Annotated in this window: 16 protein-coding genes and 1 riboswitch; of the genes, 4 read left to right on the top strand and 12 right to left on the bottom strand. The window is 68.4% G+C overall.

Annotation, left to right across the window (positions count from 1 at the left end; all coding sequences use genetic code 11):
• The first annotated feature begins 122 nt into the window (after positions 1-122).
• Together OHT76_RS12050 and OHT76_RS12055 are read left to right on the top strand one after the other, a co-directional pair.
• Positions 123-860, top strand: coding sequence for a rhomboid family intramembrane serine protease (locus tag OHT76_RS12050; protein WP_328870780.1), 738 nt, complete (start codon positions 123-125; stop codon positions 858-860).
• Complete coding sequence (locus OHT76_RS12055; RefSeq protein WP_328870781.1) at positions 857-1,138, top strand: Lrp/AsnC family transcriptional regulator; 282 nt, start codon at positions 857-859, stop codon at positions 1,136-1,138. The genes OHT76_RS12050 and OHT76_RS12055 overlap by 4 nt, the downstream gene beginning before the upstream one ends.
• On the opposite strand, the gene OHT76_RS12060 is transcribed toward OHT76_RS12055, so the two are convergent.
• The 7 genes from OHT76_RS12060 to ctaE all read right to left on the bottom strand — a co-directional run bounded on the left by OHT76_RS12060 (position 1,135) and on the right by ctaE (position 10,408).
• Positions 1,135-3,225: a protein kinase domain-containing protein gene (locus tag OHT76_RS12060; RefSeq protein ID WP_328870782.1), complete on the bottom strand. Its 2,091-nt coding sequence runs from the start codon at positions 3,223-3,225 to the stop codon at positions 1,135-1,137. The two genes, OHT76_RS12055 and OHT76_RS12060, sit on opposite strands and share 4 nt — an antisense overlap.
• A gap of 61 nt (positions 3,226-3,286) precedes the next feature.
• On the bottom strand, positions 3,287-4,648 hold the full coding sequence (locus tag OHT76_RS12065) for an aminotransferase class V-fold PLP-dependent enzyme (RefSeq protein ID WP_328870783.1): 1,362 nt from the start codon (positions 4,646-4,648) through the stop codon (positions 3,287-3,289).
• A 141-nt stretch (positions 4,649-4,789) separates the two neighbouring features.
• Positions 4,790-4,906: riboswitch (SAM riboswitch) on the bottom strand.
• Between the two features lie 75 nt (positions 4,907-4,981).
• Positions 4,982-6,046 (bottom strand): anthranilate phosphoribosyltransferase, encoded by a 1,065-nt coding sequence (gene trpD / locus OHT76_RS12070; protein WP_328870784.1) that lies wholly within the window; start codon positions 6,044-6,046, stop codon positions 4,982-4,984.
• Positions 6,047-6,202: 156 nt separating this feature from the next.
• Positions 6,203-7,834, bottom strand: coding sequence for a cytochrome bc1 complex cytochrome b subunit (gene qcrB / locus OHT76_RS12075; RefSeq protein ID WP_328870785.1), 1,632 nt, complete (start codon positions 7,832-7,834; stop codon positions 6,203-6,205).
• Positions 7,831-8,886 carry a cytochrome bc1 complex Rieske iron-sulfur subunit gene (gene qcrA / locus OHT76_RS12080; RefSeq protein ID WP_328870786.1) on the bottom strand — a complete coding sequence of 352 codons (1,056 nt, stop codon included), beginning with the start codon at positions 8,884-8,886 and terminating at the stop codon, positions 7,831-7,833. Before qcrA ends, qcrB begins: the two co-directional genes overlap by 4 nt.
• Positions 8,883-9,695, bottom strand: a complete 813-nt coding sequence (gene qcrC, locus OHT76_RS12085) for a cytochrome bc1 complex diheme cytochrome c subunit (protein ID WP_328870787.1) — start codon at positions 9,693-9,695, stop codon at positions 8,883-8,885. The genes qcrA and qcrC overlap by 4 nt, the downstream gene beginning before the upstream one ends.
• Positions 9,696-9,787: 92 nt before the next feature.
• Positions 9,788-10,408, bottom strand: a complete 621-nt coding sequence (ctaE, locus tag OHT76_RS12090; RefSeq protein WP_328870788.1) for an aa3-type cytochrome oxidase subunit III — start codon at positions 10,406-10,408, stop codon at positions 9,788-9,790.
• A gap of 155 nt (positions 10,409-10,563) precedes the next feature.
• Between ctaE and OHT76_RS12095 the strand changes: the two genes are divergently transcribed.
• Positions 10,564-10,965 (top strand): hypothetical protein, encoded by a 402-nt coding sequence (locus tag OHT76_RS12095; RefSeq protein ID WP_328870789.1) that lies wholly within the window; start codon positions 10,564-10,566, stop codon positions 10,963-10,965.
• Between the two features lie 77 nt (positions 10,966-11,042).
• Here OHT76_RS12095 and OHT76_RS12100 read toward each other — a convergent pair whose 3' ends face one another.
• The 4 genes from OHT76_RS12100 to ctaC form a co-directional block, all read right to left on the bottom strand.
• Positions 11,043-12,305: a L,D-transpeptidase gene (locus tag OHT76_RS12100; RefSeq protein WP_328870790.1), complete on the bottom strand. Its 1,263-nt coding sequence runs from the start codon at positions 12,303-12,305 to the stop codon at positions 11,043-11,045.
• A gap of 131 nt (positions 12,306-12,436) precedes the next feature.
• Complete coding sequence (locus OHT76_RS12105; protein ID WP_328870791.1) at positions 12,437-12,835, bottom strand: cytochrome c oxidase subunit 4; 399 nt, start codon at positions 12,833-12,835, stop codon at positions 12,437-12,439.
• Complete coding sequence (ctaD, locus tag OHT76_RS12110; RefSeq protein WP_328870792.1) at positions 12,832-14,568, bottom strand: aa3-type cytochrome oxidase subunit I; 1,737 nt, start codon at positions 14,566-14,568, stop codon at positions 12,832-12,834. Before ctaD ends, OHT76_RS12105 begins: the two co-directional genes overlap by 4 nt.
• Positions 14,565-15,524, bottom strand: a complete 960-nt coding sequence (gene ctaC, locus OHT76_RS12115) for an aa3-type cytochrome oxidase subunit II (protein ID WP_328870793.1) — start codon at positions 15,522-15,524, stop codon at positions 14,565-14,567. The genes ctaD and ctaC overlap by 4 nt, the downstream gene beginning before the upstream one ends.
• 262 nt (positions 15,525-15,786) lie before the next feature.
• Between ctaC and OHT76_RS12120 the strand changes: the two genes are divergently transcribed.
• Positions 15,787-17,163 carry a cysteine desulfurase/sulfurtransferase TusA family protein gene (locus OHT76_RS12120; RefSeq protein ID WP_328870794.1) on the top strand — a complete coding sequence of 459 codons (1,377 nt, stop codon included), beginning with the start codon at positions 15,787-15,789 and terminating at the stop codon, positions 17,161-17,163.
• 1 nt (position 17,164) lies between these two features.
• Here the strand turns inward: OHT76_RS12120 and OHT76_RS12125 are convergent, their stop codons facing one another.
• Positions 17,165-18,139 carry a carbohydrate kinase family protein gene (locus tag OHT76_RS12125; RefSeq protein ID WP_328870795.1) on the bottom strand — a complete coding sequence of 325 codons (975 nt, stop codon included), beginning with the start codon at positions 18,137-18,139 and terminating at the stop codon, positions 17,165-17,167.
• Positions 18,140-18,219: the final 80 nt, after the last annotated feature.

The raw sequence follows: 18,219 nt of genomic DNA on the forward strand, positions 1-18,219 counted from the left end.
CACCGGCATCCCCGGTGCGTGTGGCTCGTAACCCTACGGCCTGGCGGGTACTCGCCGCTCGGCCGTCCACAGCGGCGAGGCGCTCTGTTCGCGTACGCCCCATTACGTCATGCTCTGTGTTCATGATCAGCAACTGGAGCGTCAAGGCCGTCAGAACGATCCGGACGCCGTCCGCGCCGGTGACATACGGACTGATCGCCCTGTGCACGCTGATCTTCGTGATCGGACCGGCGTCGGGGCTGAATCCGGTCCACGGCACCGGCGACGAGCTGCTCGCGGCGCAGCGGGCCTACTTCCGGCGCTGGGGTGTGGTTCCGGCCGAGTTGTTCGAGGGGCACGCCCGCTCCACCCTCACGCCGGCCACCGCGCTCTTCGTGCACGGCAGCTGGGTGCATCTGCTGGGCAACATGCTCTTCCTCTATGTCTTCGGTGTGCTGACCGAGGAGCGCATGGGCCGTGTCCAGTTCACCCTCTTCTATCTGGGCTGCGGCTATCTCGCCCTGCTGGGCTACGCGTCCGCCAACGCCGACTCCGAGCAGTCCCTGGTGGGCGCGTCCGGCGCGATCTCGGCGGTGCTCGGCGCCTGCCTCGCACTGTTCCCACGGGCCAGGGTGACGAGCCTGCTGCCGTTCCTGTTCTTTCTGCCGCTGCGCTTCCCGGCCTGGGTGGTGCTCCCCTTCTGGGCGGCCCTGCAGTGGCTGGCGGCGGGGCGGGCCGCGAATGGGCCCGGGGTGGCGTATCTGGCCCATCTCGTGGGCTTCGGCCTGGGGTGCGGCTTCGCCTGGGTGCGGTTCGGCCGTACGACTAGAGTGAGGGCCACCCCAGCGACGCAGGCCCCCGAGGGAGAGAAACAGCCGTGATCACCGCGATCGTCCTCATCAAGACCAGCGTGGACCGGATCCCCGAGATCGCGGAGGAGATCGCTTCGCTGGACAGCGTGAGCGAGGTCTTCTCCGTCACCGGCACCTATGACCTGATCGCGATGGTCCGGGTCAAGGAGCACGAGGACCTCGCCGAGGTCATCCCCGGCCGCATCAGCAAGATCCCGGGCGTGGAGGGCACGGACACGCATGTGGCGTTCCGGACGTACTCGCAGCACGACCTGGAGGCGGCCTTCGCGATCGGCCTCGACGGCTAGGACGTGAGGTCGACGGCTGCCACGCCCTCCTCCGAGGTGACATAGAGGCGGTTGCCGCGTATCAGAGGGGCCGACACCGGATAGCCGGCCTTGAGCGGGAAGCGCCAGATCCGCTTGCCCTTGAGGTTCAGGGCGTGAATCTCGTCGGGAGTCTGAAGGAAGATCCGGCCGCCCGACACCGCGGGTTCGGTGAGGTCGTAGTCCCCGCCCCGATACGTCCAGGCGGGCTCGCCGTCCGCCGTGAACGCCTTCATCACCTGGTTCTCCGTGAGGAGCGCCAGCGAACCGGCCACGGTGACCGGCCCCTCCACCTCACCATCGGCCTCCTCACTGCGCCAAAGCCGCTGCCCGCCCAGGGTGAAGCCGTGCCAGGTCCGCTCGCCGGCGGAGGCGGCGGCCAGGGCCCGGCCGTCCACCACCACGGGCCGTCGGAGGTCGGCGCCCGCCTCGGCCTTCCACAGCGGTGTGCCGTCCTTGGCGTCGAAGGCGACCAGCAGGCCCGCGCGAGTACCGGCGTAGACCACACCGCCGTGCACCAGCGGCGCTTCGGTGAGCGCGCCCACGAGCCCCCGCTGCCAGCGCATGCTGCCGTCAGGCGCGTAGGCGCGCAGCTCCCCGATCTCCTCGTTCCCGGCGCCCACCACGATCGCGTCGCCGGCGAGGACGGGAGCGGTGCCCGTCGGCCCGAGGCCCCGGCTCCAGCCGCGCTTGCCCGCCGTGTCGTACCGGCGCAGCCGCAGCCGCGGGGAGCCGTCCGCGCTGTCGCCCTCGACCACGGTGCAGTAGACGCCGTCCGCCGTCGCCAGGGGATCGAGACCGGCGCCGCCGAGGTTGGCCTTCCAGAGGTCCTCGCCATCGGCGGAGAGCGCGTACAGGTCGACGGAGGACGTGGCGGCGTACAGGACGTCGCCCTTGGGTGAGAGCACGCCGAGCCGCGGGGTCATGACCTGGTCCATCGAGAACTGCCAGCGCACGACCGGCTTCCCGGTGGCCGTCGCGGAGGGCGGGTCCTCCTTCTTGCCCCGCTCCGGCTCCCGCAGCCACCACCAGCCGCCGACGCCCCCGGCGACGGCCACCACGGCCCCACCGGCCACGGCCCGCAGCACACCGCGGCGCGACGGCGGCAGCGGCGCGACGGCAGGCGATATGACCGCGTCCGGCAGTGTCACCGGGGCCGCGTACTCGACGCCGCTCATCCGCTCCGCGTCGTCCCCCGGCACCCACCGCGTACCGCCGCCGGTGAACCAGCCCGGCCGCACGGCGGCAGTCAGTGACGCCTCCGTGTGTCCCACGGCCGCCATGACGACCTCCGGAACCGGTCGCCCGGCCGGGTCCGGGCGCAGACAGGACTCCACCAGCGGCCGGAACTCCTCGGGCACCTGGGACAGATCGTGGTCGCCGTTCAGGATGCGCAGCAGGACCACCGACTCATGGCCCTCACCGAAGGGCTGACGGCCCCCGGAGGCGTAGGCGAGGACCGCTCCCAGCGCGAACACATCGCTCTGCGGGCCCACTTCGCCGCTGTTGCGAATCTGCTCCGGGGAGACATAGCCGACCGTGCCGACGATCGACCCGGGACTCGTCAGCGCGGTCGCCTCCAGCGCCCGGACGATCCCGAAGTCGATGACCCGCGGGCCGTCCGCCGCCAGCAGGATGTTGGAGGGCTTGAGGTCCCGGTGCACCAGGTCCCTGGCGTGGATCGCGGTCAGGGCCCGGCCGAGCGCCGCCGCGAGGACCCGTACCGCGGGAGCGGGCAGCGGCCCGCCGTCCAGCACGGCGTCCCGCAGGGTGGGCCCCTCGACGAACTCGGTCGCCATCCACGGCGGTTCGCCCTCGGGATCGGCGTCGACGACCCGCGCGGTGTACGTGCCGTCCCCGCCGACGTCCCGCGCGGCGCGCAGCTCCTGGCGGAACCGGGCGCGGAAGGTCCGGTCCCCGGCGTGCTCGGGCCGCACCACCTTGACTGCCAGCCGCATCCCGCCACGTGCCTCGGCGAGATACACCTCGCCCATCCCGCCGGCTCCGAGCCGCCCGAGCACCTCGTACGGCCCGATCCGCCGAGGATCCGTGTCCCGCAGCGCCTGCACCGCGCCCCCCGTTAGTTCCGTCCGCCCCCGTTGATCCGCACGGGGAGCGTACGTCAGCGGATCACACCGCGGGGACGCAACGCCCGTCCTCGGTGCGGTAGTTCCACTTCGCGCCGTCGGTGACGAGCTCGCACACCGCGGTCACGAACCGCTCCACGTGCTCGTCCGGCGTGCCCGCGCCGAAGCTGACCCGGATGGCGTTCAGGGACTTCTCGCCGGGTGCCGCCTCGGGGGCGCCGCACTCGCCCTGGGTCTGCGGGTCGCTGCCGAGCAGAGTGCGGACCAGGGGGTGGGCGCAGAACAGACCGTCGCGGACGCCGATGCCGTACTCGGCGGAGAGGGCGGCGGCGAAGTGGGAGCTGTTCCAGCCGTCGACGACGAAGGAGATGACACCGACGCGCGGGGCGTCGTCGCCGAAGAGGGAGAGGACCCTGACCTCGGGGACCTCGGCGAGGCCCTCGCGGACCTTCTCGATCAGGTGCTGCTCGCGGGCGACCAGGGTGTCGAACCCGGCCTCCGTCAGGGCCTTGCAGGCCGAGGCGATGGAGTAGGCGCCGATGACGTTCGGCGAGCCGGCCTCGTGGCGGGCGGCGCTCTCGTGCCACTCCACGTCCACTCCCCCGTCCGCGCGCCGGGTGACCTTACGGCTGGCGCCGCCGCCCGCGAGGTAGGGCTCGGCCGCGCGCAGCCAGTCGGCGCGGCCGGCGAGGACGCCGGAGCCGAAGGGGGCGTAGAGCTTGTGGCCGGAGAAGGCGACCCAGTCGACGTCCAGGTCCTGGACCGACACCGGGTGGTGCGGGGCGAGTTGGGCGGCGTCCAGGACGATCCGGGCGCCGTGCGCATGGGCGGCGGCGGCCAGCTCTCGTACGGGCCACAGCTCGCCGGTGACGTTGGAGGCGCCGGTGACACAGACCAGGGCGGGGCCGTGGGGGTCACGGTCGGCGAGGGCGCGCTCCAGGGTTGCCACGGCCTGCTGCGGGGTGCGCGGGGCGTTGAGGTAGGTGACCTTCGCGTCCTGCCAGGGCAGCAGCGAGGCGTGGTGCTCGGTCTCGAAGACGAAGACCTGGCAGTCGGCGGGGAGGGCGGCGGCGAGCAGGTTGAGCGAGTCGGTGGTGGACCGGGTGAAGATCAGCTGGTCGTCGGCGCGGCAGTCGAGGAACTCGGCGACGGTCCTGCGGGCGTTCTCGAAGAGGTCGGTGGAGAGCTGCGAGAGGTACCCGGCGCCCCGGTGGACGCTGCCGTAGTACGGCGCGTAGGCGGCGACGTCGTCCCAGACCCGCTGGAGGGCGGGGGCGCTGGCGGCGTAGTCGAGGGCGGCGTACGTGACCTCGCCGCCGGTGACGAGCGGGACGGTGACATCCCGTCCCAGAACGGGCAGCGGGGAACAAACAGTACGGTCGAGGGCAGCGGTGGAGACAGACATGGCGGAACTCCCGTGAGGGTGGGCGAGAAGAAGGGTGTGCGGAGGCGGGGCTCGGCGGCCCTATCGCATTCGCTTGCTCACGGAAGACTCCCTCGAACGACCCAGGACCCCTGGTTCCACACTTTCCAAAAGCGTGCGAGGGATCCGCGCTTGCCGTAAGCCTTGCTGCTCACGGCCTGGTCTTCACCCGGGGCACCCCGCCACGGACGGAGGGTTGCCGGACAGTCGGCCGGGGCCTCATGACTGTCACTCATGACCTGGTACAGGAACCTATGGGAAGTGATCGTCGCCCCGCAACCCGTGTCCGGATGACGGGACGACGATCACTGAACGCTACGCGTTGCTGGCGGCCACCCACCGCTCCAGCGTCCGCTTGGCCGCACCGGAGTCGATCGACTCCGCCGCCTTCGCCATGCCGGTACGGATCTGTTCCGTCAGAGGCGCCCCGGTCGGGTGCAGGGCCACCAGTGCCGCCGCCGAGTTGAGGAGTACGGCGTCCCGGACGGGGCCGGTCTCGCCGTTCAGCAGGCGCCGGGCCACATCCGCGTTGTACGACGCGTCCGCGCCGCGCAGCGCCTCCACCGGGACGAGGTCGAGACCGACGTCCCGCGGGTCGAAGGACTCCTCGGTGACCTTGCCGTCGCGGACGATCCAGACCTGGGAGGTCGAGGTCGTGGTCAGCTCGTCCAGGCCGTCGTCACCGCGGAACACCAGCGAGGAGTTGCCCCGCTCGGCGAACACGCCCGCCACGATCGGCGCCATCCGCGGGTCGGCGACGCCGACCGCCTGTGCCCTGACCCGGGCCGGGTTGGTGAGCGGACCGAGGACGTTGAAGACCGTCCTGATCCCCAACTGCCCGCGCGCCGCGCCCGCGTGCCGCATCGCCGGGTGGAACTTGGCCGCGAAGCAGAAGGTGATCCCCGCCTCCTCGACCACCTGCGGCACCCTGGCCACCGGCAGTTCCAGATTTACCCCGAGCTTCTCCAGGACGTCCGAGGAGCCGGAGGCGGAGGACGCCGCCCGGTTGCCGTGCTTGACGACCTTGGCGCCCGCGCCGGCCACGACGATCGCGGACATCGTGGAGATGTTGACGGTCTTGGCGCCGTCCCCGCCCGTGCCGACGATGTCCACGGTGTCGCCGGACACCTCGATCACATTCGCGTGCTCGTACATCGTCCGGACGAAGCCGGTGATCTCCTCGACCGTCTCGCCCTTGGCCCGCAGGGCCACCACGAACCCGGCGATCTGCGCGTCGGTCGCCTCGCCGCGCATGATCAGGTCCATCGCCCAGGCCGTGTCATCGGCGCTCAGATCGCGCCCCTCCAGCAGGCCGTTCAGCAGCCGGGGCCAGGAACGGCCCGCCGCGGTGTCGCCTCCAGCGGGGGTCACAGCGCTCATAAGGCCGCTCCTGGGTGTCGTAGAAGAGGTGTCGTAGAAGACCATGTGCACCTGCCGAAGAGGTGTGCTCCCACCCTATCCAGCCCGGGGCACGGCGAAGGGCCCCGTCCGTACACCGGACGGGGCCCTTCGGCCGTGGCGTGGCGTGCGCAGCGATCAGTGGTGGCCGTGGCCGCTCGTGATCTCCTTGTACTCCTCGACGGTCGGCTTCGGAATCTGGGCTTCCTCGCCGTAGTACGCCTTGCTGAGCTTGACGCGCAGCTTCTCGGAGCCCGTCACCTTGCGCTCGACACCGTTCTCGTCGACCAACGGGCCGATCTCGGCCGGCTGGTACTGCTCGTGCGCGGTGAGGGTGTGCAGCGCGTCCTGGCTGAGCGGCTCGTGCACCTCGATGAACTCACCGTGCGGCAGGCGCTTGATGATGCCCGACTCGCGGCCGTGCAGCACCTTCTCCTTGTCCCGGCGCTGCAGGCCGAGGCAGATCCGCTTGGTGATGACGAAGGCGAGCACTGGTCCGACGAAGAACGCGATCCGCACGAACCAGGTGATGGCGTTGATCGACAGGTGGAAGTGGGTGGCCCACAGGTCGTTTCCACCACCGATCAGCAGGACCATGTACCAGGTGATCCACGCGACACCGAAGGCGGTACGCGTCGGCGCGTTGCGCGGACGGTCCAGGATGTGGTGCTCGCGCTTGTCGCCGGTGACCCAGGACTCGATGAACGGGTAGACCGCGATCGCGACCAGGACCAGCGGGAAGATCATCAGCGGGATGAACACACCCAGGACGAGCGTGTGACCCCAGAAGTTGATCTCCCAGCCCGGCATGACACGGATCAGGCCCTCGGAGAAGCCCATGTACCAGTCGGGCTGGGCGCCGGTGGACACCTGGTCCGGACGGTAGGGGCCCATGGACCAGATCGGGTTGATCGTGGCGATCGCCGAGATGGCCGCGATGACACCGAAGACCAGGAAGAAGAAGCCTCCGGCCTTGGCCATGTAGACCGGCAGCAGCGGCATGCCGACGACGTTCTTGTTGGTCTTGCCGGGACCCGCGTACTGCGTGTGCTTGTGGTAGACGACCAGGATCAGGTGGGCGACCACCAGACCGAGCATGATGCCCGGCAGCAGCAGGATGTGGACCGAGTAGAAGCGGGCCACGAAGTCGCCGCCCGGGAACTCCCCGCCGAACAGGAAGAACGACAGGTACGTGCCGACGATCGGCACGGACAGGACCGCGCCCTCCATGAAGCGGACACCGGTGCCGGACAGCAGGTCGTCCGGGAGCGAGTAACCGGTGAAGCCGGTGAACATGCCGAGGACGAACAGCAGGAAGCCGAACAGCCAGTTGACCTCACGCGGCTTGCGGAACGCACCCGTGAAGAACACGCGCATCATGTGCACGAACATGCCGGCGAGGAAGATCAGCGCCGCCCAGTGGTGGATCTGCCGGATCAGCAGACCACCGCGCACATCGAAGGAGATGTGCATGGTCGAGTTGAACGCCTCGGACATCAGCTGGCCCTGCAGCGGGACGTAGCTGCCGTGGTACTCCACCTCGTTCATCGACGGGTGGAAGAACAGCGTCAGATACACACCCGTGAGGATGATGATGATGAAGCTGTAGAGGCAGACCTCACCCAGCATGAACGACCAGTGGTCGGGGAAGATCTTGCGCATATTGGCCTTGGCCAGGCCGTAGATGCCGAGCCGGCCGTCGGCCCAGTCGGCGACGCGCTCGCCGGCGGGCGCTTTACCGCGCCGCTCGTTGTTCTCGTTGGTACTCATCCGCGCTCCCAGAATGCAGGACCGACGGGCTCTTCGAAGTCGCCGAGCGCCTCGAGGTAGCCCTCGTCGTTCACGCCGATGCGCAGCTGCGGCAGGGCGTGACCGGCGGGACCGAAGATCACTCGGGCACCGTCGGAGAGGTCGAAGGTGGACTGGTGGCAGGGGCACAGCGCGTGGTGCGTCTGCTGCTCGTACAGGGAGATCGGGCAACCCACGTGGGTGCAGATCTTCGAGTACGCCACGATGCCCTCGTGCGACCACTCGAGCTCGCGCTTGTCCTTGATGTTGTCCGGCTGGATCCGGACGATCATCAGGGCGGCCTTGGCGATCTCGGTCTGGAAGTCGTGGTCGTGCTCCTCCAGGCCCTCCGGCTTGCAGAAGGTCAGGGAGCCGACCACGACGTCCGAGGGACGCAGCGGCTCGTTGGTGTTCATGTTGACGAGCAGCTTGCCCTTGGACCACAGGGTGTGGCGGAGCTTGGTCTCGGGCAGCGGGCCGAGGTCACGCAGCAGGACGACACCGGAGAGCGGGAACAGGGCCAGCGCACCGAACATCGTGTTCCGGATCAGCTTGCGACGGCCGATCGCGGACTCCTTGGCGCCGTCCGCGAAGTCGGCCATAACCTGGGCCTTGACCTCCGGCGACGCCTCGATCGGGTGACGCTCGTCGGCGACCTCGACGTCCGACATCAGGGTGCGGGCCCAGTGGACCGCGCCCGCGCCGATGCAGAACAGCGAGACGCCCAGCGTCATGCCCAGCGCGAAGTTCAGCGCGCTGATGTGGCCCAGCGGGAAGATGTAGACCGACTTGTCGGCCGGGATCGCCACGAAGGAGGCGATGAAGCCGACGGTGGCCAGCATCGACACCGTGAACAGCAGGGCCACCGCGCGCTCGGACCGCTTGGCGGCCCGCTCGTCGATGTCCTGGATCCGGTGCTCGTGGGGCGGCAGGCCGGGGTCCGCGAACGGGTCCTTGTCGTCCGCGACGCTCACCGCGCCGTGTTCGTCCTGCTCAGCGGGCAGGTTCTCTTCTGGAATGTCTTGGCTACTCATGACTTCTTGGCCTTTGCGGTCCGAGCGGCGACCCAGACGGCGACCGCGATCAGCGCGCCGAGTCCGAAGACCCACGCGAACAGGCCCTCGCTGACCGGACCGAGTCCGCCCAGCTCAAGGCCACCGGGGCTCTCGGTGTCGTCGCTGTTGACCGCGTCGAGGTACGCGATGATGTCCTTCTTGTTCTGCTCCGACAGGATGGTGTCGGGGAAGGAGGGCATGTTCTGCGGGCCGGTCTGCATGGCCTCGTAGATGTGCTTCGGGTCGACGTCCTCGAGGGTGGGCGCGAACTTGCCGTGGGTCAGCGCACCGCCCTTGCCGGTGAAGTTGTGGCACTGAGCGCAGTTGGTGCGGAACAGGTCGCCGCCCTTGGCGATGTCGGCGCCCTCGGGGCCGTACTCCGCCTCGGTCGGGATGTTCGGACCAGCGCCCAGCGAGGCGATGTACGCCGCGAGCTGGTCGATCTCGGCCTGCGTGTAGACGACCTTCTTCCGCGGCGCCTGGACGCTCTGGGAGGTCGCGGCCGGCATCCGGCCGGTGCCCACCTGGAAGTCCACGGCCGCGGCGCCGACGCCCACCAGGCTCGGACCGTCGGAGGAGCCCTGACCGCCGGTTCCGTGGCAGCTGGCGCAGCCGACGGCGTAGAGCTTCTTACCCTCGTCGATGGCGAGAGACTGGGCGGTTTCGTCTGCCTGCGCCTTGCCCGTGGGCGCGACAAAGGCGTACAGCCCCCCAGTGGCCGCCAGCGCGAGGAGTAGGACGACGACCGCCGCCAGCGGATGGCGTCGTCGTGCGGAGAGCTTTTTCACGGATTACCCCGGTGTCAGGATCTTCTGCGTCGATGCTTCTGGGATGTGCGCTTGCTTGCTTGCCTGCTTGCAGCGCGCGGGAACGGGCCCGGCTACTTGATCATGTAGATCGTGGCGAAGAGGCCGATCCAGACGACATCGACGAAGTGCCAGTAGTAGGACACGACGATGGCGGCGGTTGCCTGCTCATGAGTGAATCTCCTGGCCGCGTAGGTGCGGCCGAGGACGAACAGGAAGGCGATGAGGCCTCCCGTCACGTGCAGGCCGTGGAAGCCGGTGGTCAGGTAGAAGACCGAGCCGTACGGGTCGGAGGAGAGCGAGAGCCCGTCCTTCTTCACCAGCTCGGTGTACTCGAAGACCTGGCCGCCGATGAAGATCGCACCCATCACGAAGGTGACGATGAACCACATCCGGAGCTTCTTCACATCACCGCGCTCGGCGGCGAAGACGCCGAGCTGGCAGGTGAGGGAGGAGAGCACCAGGATCGTGGTGTTCGTCGCGGAGAACGGGAAGTTCAGGGCATGCGCCATTTCCTTCCAGTGATCCGGCCCGGTCACCGATCGCAGGGTGAAGTACATCGCGAAGAGGGCCGCGAAGAACATCAGCTCGGAACTCAGCCAGATGATGGTTCCGACGCTGGTGAGGTTCGGCCGATTGACCGACGGGTGCGCGTGCCCGGTTTCTACTGTCGTTGCTGTCGCCACGACCGACATTATGTCGGTCGCTTATCCCGCCCTCACTCCGGGGGGTGCCGTTCGGAGTGTCTTGGGTGTCTGAACCAGTGTTGACGTGGTGTTCGTGGGAGTAACATCCGCACCAAACGGCCCTGTCCGGCCGGTCCGTACGACGCTGACGTCTCGGAGGAACAATGCAGCCGACCGCCACGGTGCTGGTCTACAGCGATGACTCCAACACCCGCGAGCAGGTGCGACTTGCCTCCGGCAGGCGGCCGGCTCCTGATGTCCCGTTGATCGAGTTCGTGGAGTGCGCAACGCCTGCTGCCGTGCTTCGCGAGTTGGACCAGGGTGGGATCGATGTCTGTGTGCTGGACGGTGAGGCCGTGCCCATGGGGGGCATGGGGGTGTGCCGGCAGATCAAGGACGAAGTGTTCAACTGTCCGCCGGTGCTGTTGCTCATCGGGCGGCCTCAGGATGCGTGGCTGGCGACCTGGAGTCGGGCCGAGGCTGCGGTGACCCTGCCGGTGGATCCTGTGGAGTTCGCGGCCGCCTTGGCTTCTCTGTTGCGGACCCAGAGACTTCAGAGCGCCTAGGAGCACGGGGGCTTCTGTTCGCGGGCGACTGCGGGCCGTCTGGGGCTGGTCGCGCAGTTCCCCGCGCCCCTACGGAGTTACACAGCCGTAGGTCGCAGCCTTGCCGCTTCTTCCGGCTTCGGGCCCTCCGGCTTGCCTGCTACCAGTGCGCTGCCCTTGCGCCACTTCTTCCAGGCGACGTTCCAGTCTCCGAAGCCGTTGCCGAAGGGTTCCATCGTGTTGCCGTAGGAGTTGATGACCTTGACCAGGTCGCCTTCTCGGACGTTCTCGAAGAACCAGGCCGCGTTGCCGGTGCTCATGCCGGTGCAGCCGTGGCTGACGTTGGCGGAGCCCTGGGAGCCCACCGACCAGGGGGCGGCGTGGACGTACTCGCCGCTCCAGGTGACCCGGGTGGCGTAGTAGACGGGCAGGTCGTACGACTCCGCCGAGCCCTCCGCGATGCCGATGCTGGTACCGCGCATCCGTACGAAGTACTCCTTGCCCAGTACCACCTTGACGCCGTTGCGGGTCTCGAAGCCGGGCTTGCCGGTGGTGACCGGCATGGAGTTGATCTCCTCGCCGTTCTTGTAGACCGTCATCCAGTGGGACGACGCGTCCGTCACCGCGATGACCCGGTCGCCGGTGGTGATCCTCAGCGGCTTGGCCCTGCCGCCCCAGAGGCGGTCGCTGACCTTGATGCCCTCCAGGTTGCTGCGCACCCGGATGGTGGCCTGGGTGGGCCAGTACTCCTTGGGGCGGTAGTGGAGTTCCTTGTCGTCCACCCAGTGCCAGGCGCCCTCGGTGGCGGGCGTGGACTCGACCTTGAGGGCGCGTTCGACGATGGCGCGCTGGGCCTCGTCCTTGACCGGCTTGCTCAGCTCGGCCGTGATGGGCTGGCCGACGCCGTACTTGCCCGCCTTGGGGCCGAAGGTGACGTCCAGCCGCTTCTTGGTGAGCGGCTTGCCGGTGTCGAAGGTGAGCACGCGGCGGCCGGGGGCGCCGTCGTCGTCCTCGGTGGACACGCGGACCGTGTAGCGGGCGTTGGCGGCCAGCGGGGAGGTGCTGTGCCAGCGGCTGCCGTCGGCGGCGAGTTCGCCGCTGACGTAGCGTCCTGTGCCGTCCATGGCGGTGACGTCCGTGATACGGCCGTCCGAGCCCTCGGCGGTGACCTCCAGGGGCTTGTCCGGGTCGGCCTTCTTCCCGTCGCCCTTGGGGCCGTTGAAGGAGATCTGGTCCGCCGCGTCGTACGGCGCGGCCGACAGCGGATTGCCGTCGCTGCCGCACGCCGTGACGCTCGCACTGAGTGCGATCACCAGCAGCGTGCAGCCGACGACGGTGCGGGTGCGCGGAGTTGGGTTCATGCCGTTCACGCTAGGAAGGTGCGTCAACGGCGGCGCGGCGAGTGGGCCGTACGAGGGACAAAAGGCGTGGCAAAAGAGGGAGCCCGGACTCTCCTGACGGAGTGTCCGGGCTCCCGAGCGCTCGGCGCGTGTTACTGGGTGCGGTTCTCACCGCGGTAGTACTCGAAGACCCAGCCCCAGATGCCGACCAGGATCAGCGGGGCCGAGAAGTACATCAGCCACCAGCCGATGGCGACCGCGAGGAAGGCGAGCGCGCCACCCACGGCCAGGGAGAGCGGCTGCCAGCTGTGCGGGCTGAAGAAGCCGACCTCGCCGGCGTCGTCCGCGACGTCCGCGTTCTTGTCGTCCTGCGCGCCGGCGTCCACCCGCCGGGCCGTGAAGCCCAGGTAGAAGCCGATCATGATGGACAGACCGAACGCCAGGAACAGGGCCGTGGTACCGGCCGGCTCCTTCGACCACACGCCATAGACGATCGCCATGGCGAGGATGAACACGCTCAGCCAGATGAACATCCTGCCTTGGATCTTCACTTGCCGGCCTCCTTGCCACCAGCGAGGGCCTTGTCACCGTGAGGGGCGTTCTCGAGCTGGTCGAGAGCGGCGATCTCAGGGTGATGCAGGTCGAACGCCGGGGATTCGGAACGGATCCGCGGCAGGGTGAGGAAGTTGTGCCGCGGCGGCGGGCAGGACGTCGCCCACTCCAGCGAGCGGCCGTAGCCCCACGGGTCGTCGACCTCGATCTTCTTGCCGTACTTGGCGGTCTTCCACACGTTGTAGAAGAACGGCAGGATCGACAGACCGAGGACGAACGAGCTGATCGTCGAGATCGTGTTCAGGGCGGTGAAGCCGTCGGCCGCGAGGTAGTCCGCGTAACGACGCGGCATGCCCTCGGCACCCAGCCAGTGCTGGACCAGGAAGGTGCCGTGGAAGCCGATGAACAGCGTCCAGAAGGTGATCTTTCCGAGCCGCTCGTCGAGCATCTTCCCGGTCATCTTCGGCCACCAGAAGTGGAAGCCGGAGAACATCGCGAAGACGACGGTGCCGAACACCACGTAGTGGAAGTGCGCCACCACGAAGTACGAGTCGGAGACGTGGAAGTCCATCGGCGGCGAGGCCAGGATGACACCGGTCAGACCACCGAACGTGAAGGTGATCAGGAAGCCGGTGGCCCAGAGCATCGGGGTCTCGAAACTCAATGACCCCTTCCACATGGTGCCGATCCAGTTGAAGAACTTCACGCCGGTTGGTACGGCGATCAGGAACGTCATGAAGGAGAAGAACGGCAGCAACACTCCGCCGGTGACGTACATGTGGTGCGCCCACACCGTCACGGACAGACCCGCGATCGAGATGGTCGCCGCGATCAGGCCCATGTAGCCGAACATCGGCTTGCGGGAGAAGACCGGGATGACCTCGGAGATGATCCCGAAGAACGGCAGGGCGATGATGTACACCTCTGGATGGCCGAAGAACCAGAAGAGGTGCTGCCACAACAGCGCGCCGCCGTTGGCGGAGTCGAAGATGTGGGCGCCGAACTTGCGGTCCGCCTCCAGCGCGAACAGCGCGGCGGCCAGCACCGGGAAGGCGAGCAGGACCAGCACACCGGTCAGCAGCACGTTCCAGGTGAAGATCGGCATACGGAACATCGTCATGCCGGGTGCGCGCATGCAGATGATCGTGGTGATGAAGTTGACCGAGCCGAGGATGGTGCCGAAGCCGGAGAAGGCCAGACCCATGATCCACATGTCGGCGCCGATGCCCGGCGAGCGGACCGCGTCCGAGAGCGGGCTGTAGGCGAACCAGCCGAAGTCGGCGGCGCCGTCGGGGGTGAGGAAGCCGCCCACCGCGATCAGCGAGCCGAACAGGTACAGCCAGTAGGCGAACATGTTCAGCCGCGGGAAGGCGACGTCGGGGGCACCGATCTGCAGCGGCATGATCCAGTTCGCGAAGCCGGCGAACAGCGGCGTCGCGAACATCAGCAGCATGATCGTGCCGTGCATCGTGAACGCCTGGTTGAACTGCTCGTTCGACATGATCTGCAGACCCGGACGGGCCAGCTCGGCGCGCATGAACAGCGCCATCACGCCACCGATGCAGAAGAACGCGAACGACGTGACGAGGTACAGCGTGCCGATCGTCTTGTGGTCAGTGGTGGTGAGCCACTTGATCACGACGTTCCCGGGCTGCTTGCGCCTGACCGGCAACTCGTCCGCGTAGTGGGACTCTGCTGCCGCGGCACCCTGGGGTTCGTTGAGGATGCTCACAGGTTGTTCGTCTCCCGGTTCTTCTCGTGGCTCGTCTGCGCGATGCCGGCGGGAACGTAACCGGTCTGCCCCTTCTTCACGAGTTCCTGAAGGTGCTGCTCGTAGCGCTCCTGGGAGACGACCTTCACGTTGAACAGCATCCGGGAGTGGTCGACGCCGCAGAGCTCGGCGCACTTGCCCAGGAAGGTGCCCTCCTGGTTGGGAGTCACCTCGAAGGCGTTGGTGTGGCCCGGGATGACGTCCTGCTTCATCAGGAACGGCACGACCCAGAAGGAGTGGATGACGTCACGCGAGGTGAGGACGAAGCGGACGCGCTTGCCCTCAGGCAGCCACAGGGTCGGGCCCGGGTTGCCGGTCTGCGGGTTGCGCGTACCGGGGGTGCCGCAGTCGTAGACGCCGCCGGCATTGGCCGGGAAGTCTTCCTTGAAGCGGTCCGGAATCGCGTCCAGTTCCTTGGCCTTGGTGGCGTCACCGGTGGAACCTTCGACGCCCTCGACGTAGTTGAAGCACCAGCTCCACTGGAAGCCGACGACGTTGATGGTGACGTCGGGCTTGTCCTTGAGCTCGAGGAGCTTCGACTCGTCGCGGGCCGTGAAGTAGAAGAGCACCGAGACGATGATCAGCGGGACCACGGTGTACAGCGCCTCGATCGGCATGTTGTACCGGGTCTGCGGAGGGACCTCGACCTTGGTGCGGCTGCGCCGGTGGAAGATCGCACTCCACAGGATCAGGCCCCACACCAGCACGCCGACGGCGAGCGCGGCAGCCCAGGAGCCCTGCCACAGGGAGAGGATCCGCGGAGCCTCTTCCGTGGTCGGGGTGGGCATACCAAGGCGGGGGAAGTCCTTGTATGTGCAACCGGTGGCGGTCGCCAGGACCAGGCCCGCGGTCATTGCCTGCAGCAGCTTCCGCCGCATCGGGCGCCGCGGCGAGCGGTCGGAGCCGTTGGGACTCACGTAGCGCCTTCCCGAGAGTCTCGCCCGCGCGGTCGGCTGCGGCCTTCTCGCTGGTCGGTCGCCGCCCTGCGTCGGGCAGGGGTTTGGATGTTTATGCGGACCAAACCCTAGCCGACCCTCTCCGAGGGTTCGCGGGGAGGGGTGCCTACTAGGTGGGGGGTTCGCTGAATTGGCGGCTGCGGGTCTGTTGTGGCTGGTCGCGCCCCGCGGCGGAGCCGCATATCGACACAGCCCCGCGCCCCTACGGAGTTAGCGTGGTCGTGTGTCCTATTTCGATGCTGCTTCCAGTGCCCCGATCCATCCCGTCGCTCGTCAGGCGCTGTTGGCCTCCCTTGATGAAGGGTGGGCTGATCCGGCACGGCTCTATCGCGAGGGGCGTCGGGCTCGGATGTTGCTGGATGCCGCTCGGGAGGCGACTGCCGAGGCCGTGGGGTGCCGTCCTGATGAGCTGAGCTTTACCGGCTCCGGTACCCAGGCCGTGCATGCCGGTGTCGCGGGGGCGTTGGCCGGGCGGCGGCGGGTGGGGCGTCACCTGATCGTGTCATCCATCGAGCATTCTTCCGTGCTGCATTCCGCCGATGTGCATGAGAGGGAGGGCGGTTCGGTCACCCGGGTGGCGGTCGACCGATCGGGAACGGTGGCCCCCTCGGCGTACGCGGAAGCCCTCCGGCAGGACACCGCGCTGGCCTGTCTTCAGTCGGCCAATCATGAGGTGGGGACCGAGCAGCCCGTCGCCGAAGTGGCCGCATTGTGCCGGGAGGCCGGGGTGCCGCTGCTCGTGGACGCGGCGCAGTCGCTCGGGTGGGAGCCGGTCGAGGGGGACTGGTCGCTTCTCACCGCCAGTGCGCACAAGTGGGGCGGGCCGTCCGGGGTCGGGCTGCTTGTGGTGCGCAAGGGGGTGCGGTTCGCGCCTCAAGGGGCCGTGGACGAGCGGGAGTCCGGGCGGGCGGCCGGGTTCGAGAATCTGCCGGCGATCGTGGCGGCGGCGGCCTCGTTGCGGGCGGTGCGGGCCGAGGCGGTTCAGGAGGCGGCGCGGCTGCGGGAGCTGACGGAGCGGATCCGGGCGCGAGTGCCGGAACTGGTGCCGGATGTCGAGGTGGTGGGCGATCCGGTGCGCCGGCTGCCCGGGATCGTCACGTTCTCGTGTCTCTATGTCGACGGGGAGACTCTGCTGCACGAGCTGGATCGCTCCGGTTTCTCCGTCTCGTCCGGATCGTCCTGTACGAGCAGCACGCTGACGCCCAGCCATGTGCTGAAGGCGATGGGGGTACTGACCGAGGGGAACGTACGGGTGTCGCTGCCGCTCGGGACTCCGGAGGAGGACGTGGAGCGGTTCCTGTCCGTCCTGCCGGGGGCGGTGGCGTCGGTACGGGAGAAGCTGGGCGCACCGACGCCCACGACGGTCGTACAGGAGGACGCCTTGATCGTCGACGCCCTGGGCAAACGCTGCCCGATCCCGGTCATCGAACTGGCGAAGGTCATCGCAGACGTGCCGATCGGCGGGACGGTAAGGGTCCTGTCCGACGACGAGGCGGCGCGGCTGGACATCCCCGCGTGGTGCGAGATGCGGGGGCAGGAGTACGTGGGGGAGGAACCGGCGGACCGGGGTACGGCGTATCTGGTCCGCCGGGTCGCCTAGTTCAGGCCAGGTGCCCCTGGACCTCGGCCGCGGCCTCATCCCCGTACGCCTTCATGAAGCGCTCCATGAAGTGGCCTCGCCGCAGCTGGTACTCCTGCGTGCCCACCGTCTCGATGACGAGGGTGGCCAGCATGCAGCCGACCTGTGCGGCGCGCTCCAGGGAGACCCCCCAGGCCAGTCCCGACAGGAACCCCGCGCGGAAGGCGTCGCCGACGCCCGTCGGGTCGGCCTTGCGCTCCTCGTCGGGGCAGCCGACCTCGATCGGGGACTCGCCGACCCGCTCGATACGGACGCCCTGCGAGCCGAGCGTGGTGACACGGCAGCCCACCTTGGCCAGGATCTCCGCGTCGGACCAGCCGGTCTTGGTCTCGATGAGGCCCTTCTCGTACTCGTTGGAGAAGAGGTAGGTCGCCCCGTCCAGCAGTATCCGGATCTCGTCGCCGTTCATCCGGGCGATCTGCTGGGAGAAGTCCGCGGCGAAGGGGATGGAGCGCGAACGGCACTCCTCGGTGTGGCGGAGCATTCCCTCGGGGTCGTCGGCGCCGATGAGGACCAGGTCCAGGCCACCGACGCGGTCCGCGACGGTCTTCAGCTCGATGAGCCGGGCCTCGCTCATCGCGCCGGTGTAGAAGGAGCCGATCTGGTTGTGGTCGGAGTCGGTGGTGCACACGAAGCGCGCGGTGTGCAGGGTCTCGGAGATCCGCACCGACTCGGTGTCGACGCCGTGGCGGTCGAGCCAGGCCCGGTACTCGTCGAAATCGAAGCCCGCGGCGCCGACCAGGATCGGCCGGGTGCCCAGCTGACCCATGCCGAAGGCGATGTTCGCGCCGACGCCGCCCCGGCGGACGTCCAGGTTGTCGACCAGGAACGAGAGCGAGACCGTGTGCAGCTGGTCCGCGACGAACTGGTCGGCGAAGCGGCCGGGGAAGGTCATGAGGTGGTCGGTGGCGATGGAGCCGGTGACTGCGATGCGCACGGCTGGGATTCTCCTGCGGATGCGGAGGCGGATTGACAGTTAACGCTACCGGGTCGGGCGATGACTCAGAAGCAGCCAAA

The organism is Streptomyces sp. NBC_00287, assembly GCF_036173105.1.
In the GTDB taxonomy this organism is placed as follows: domain Bacteria; phylum Actinomycetota; class Actinomycetes; order Streptomycetales; family Streptomycetaceae; genus Streptomyces.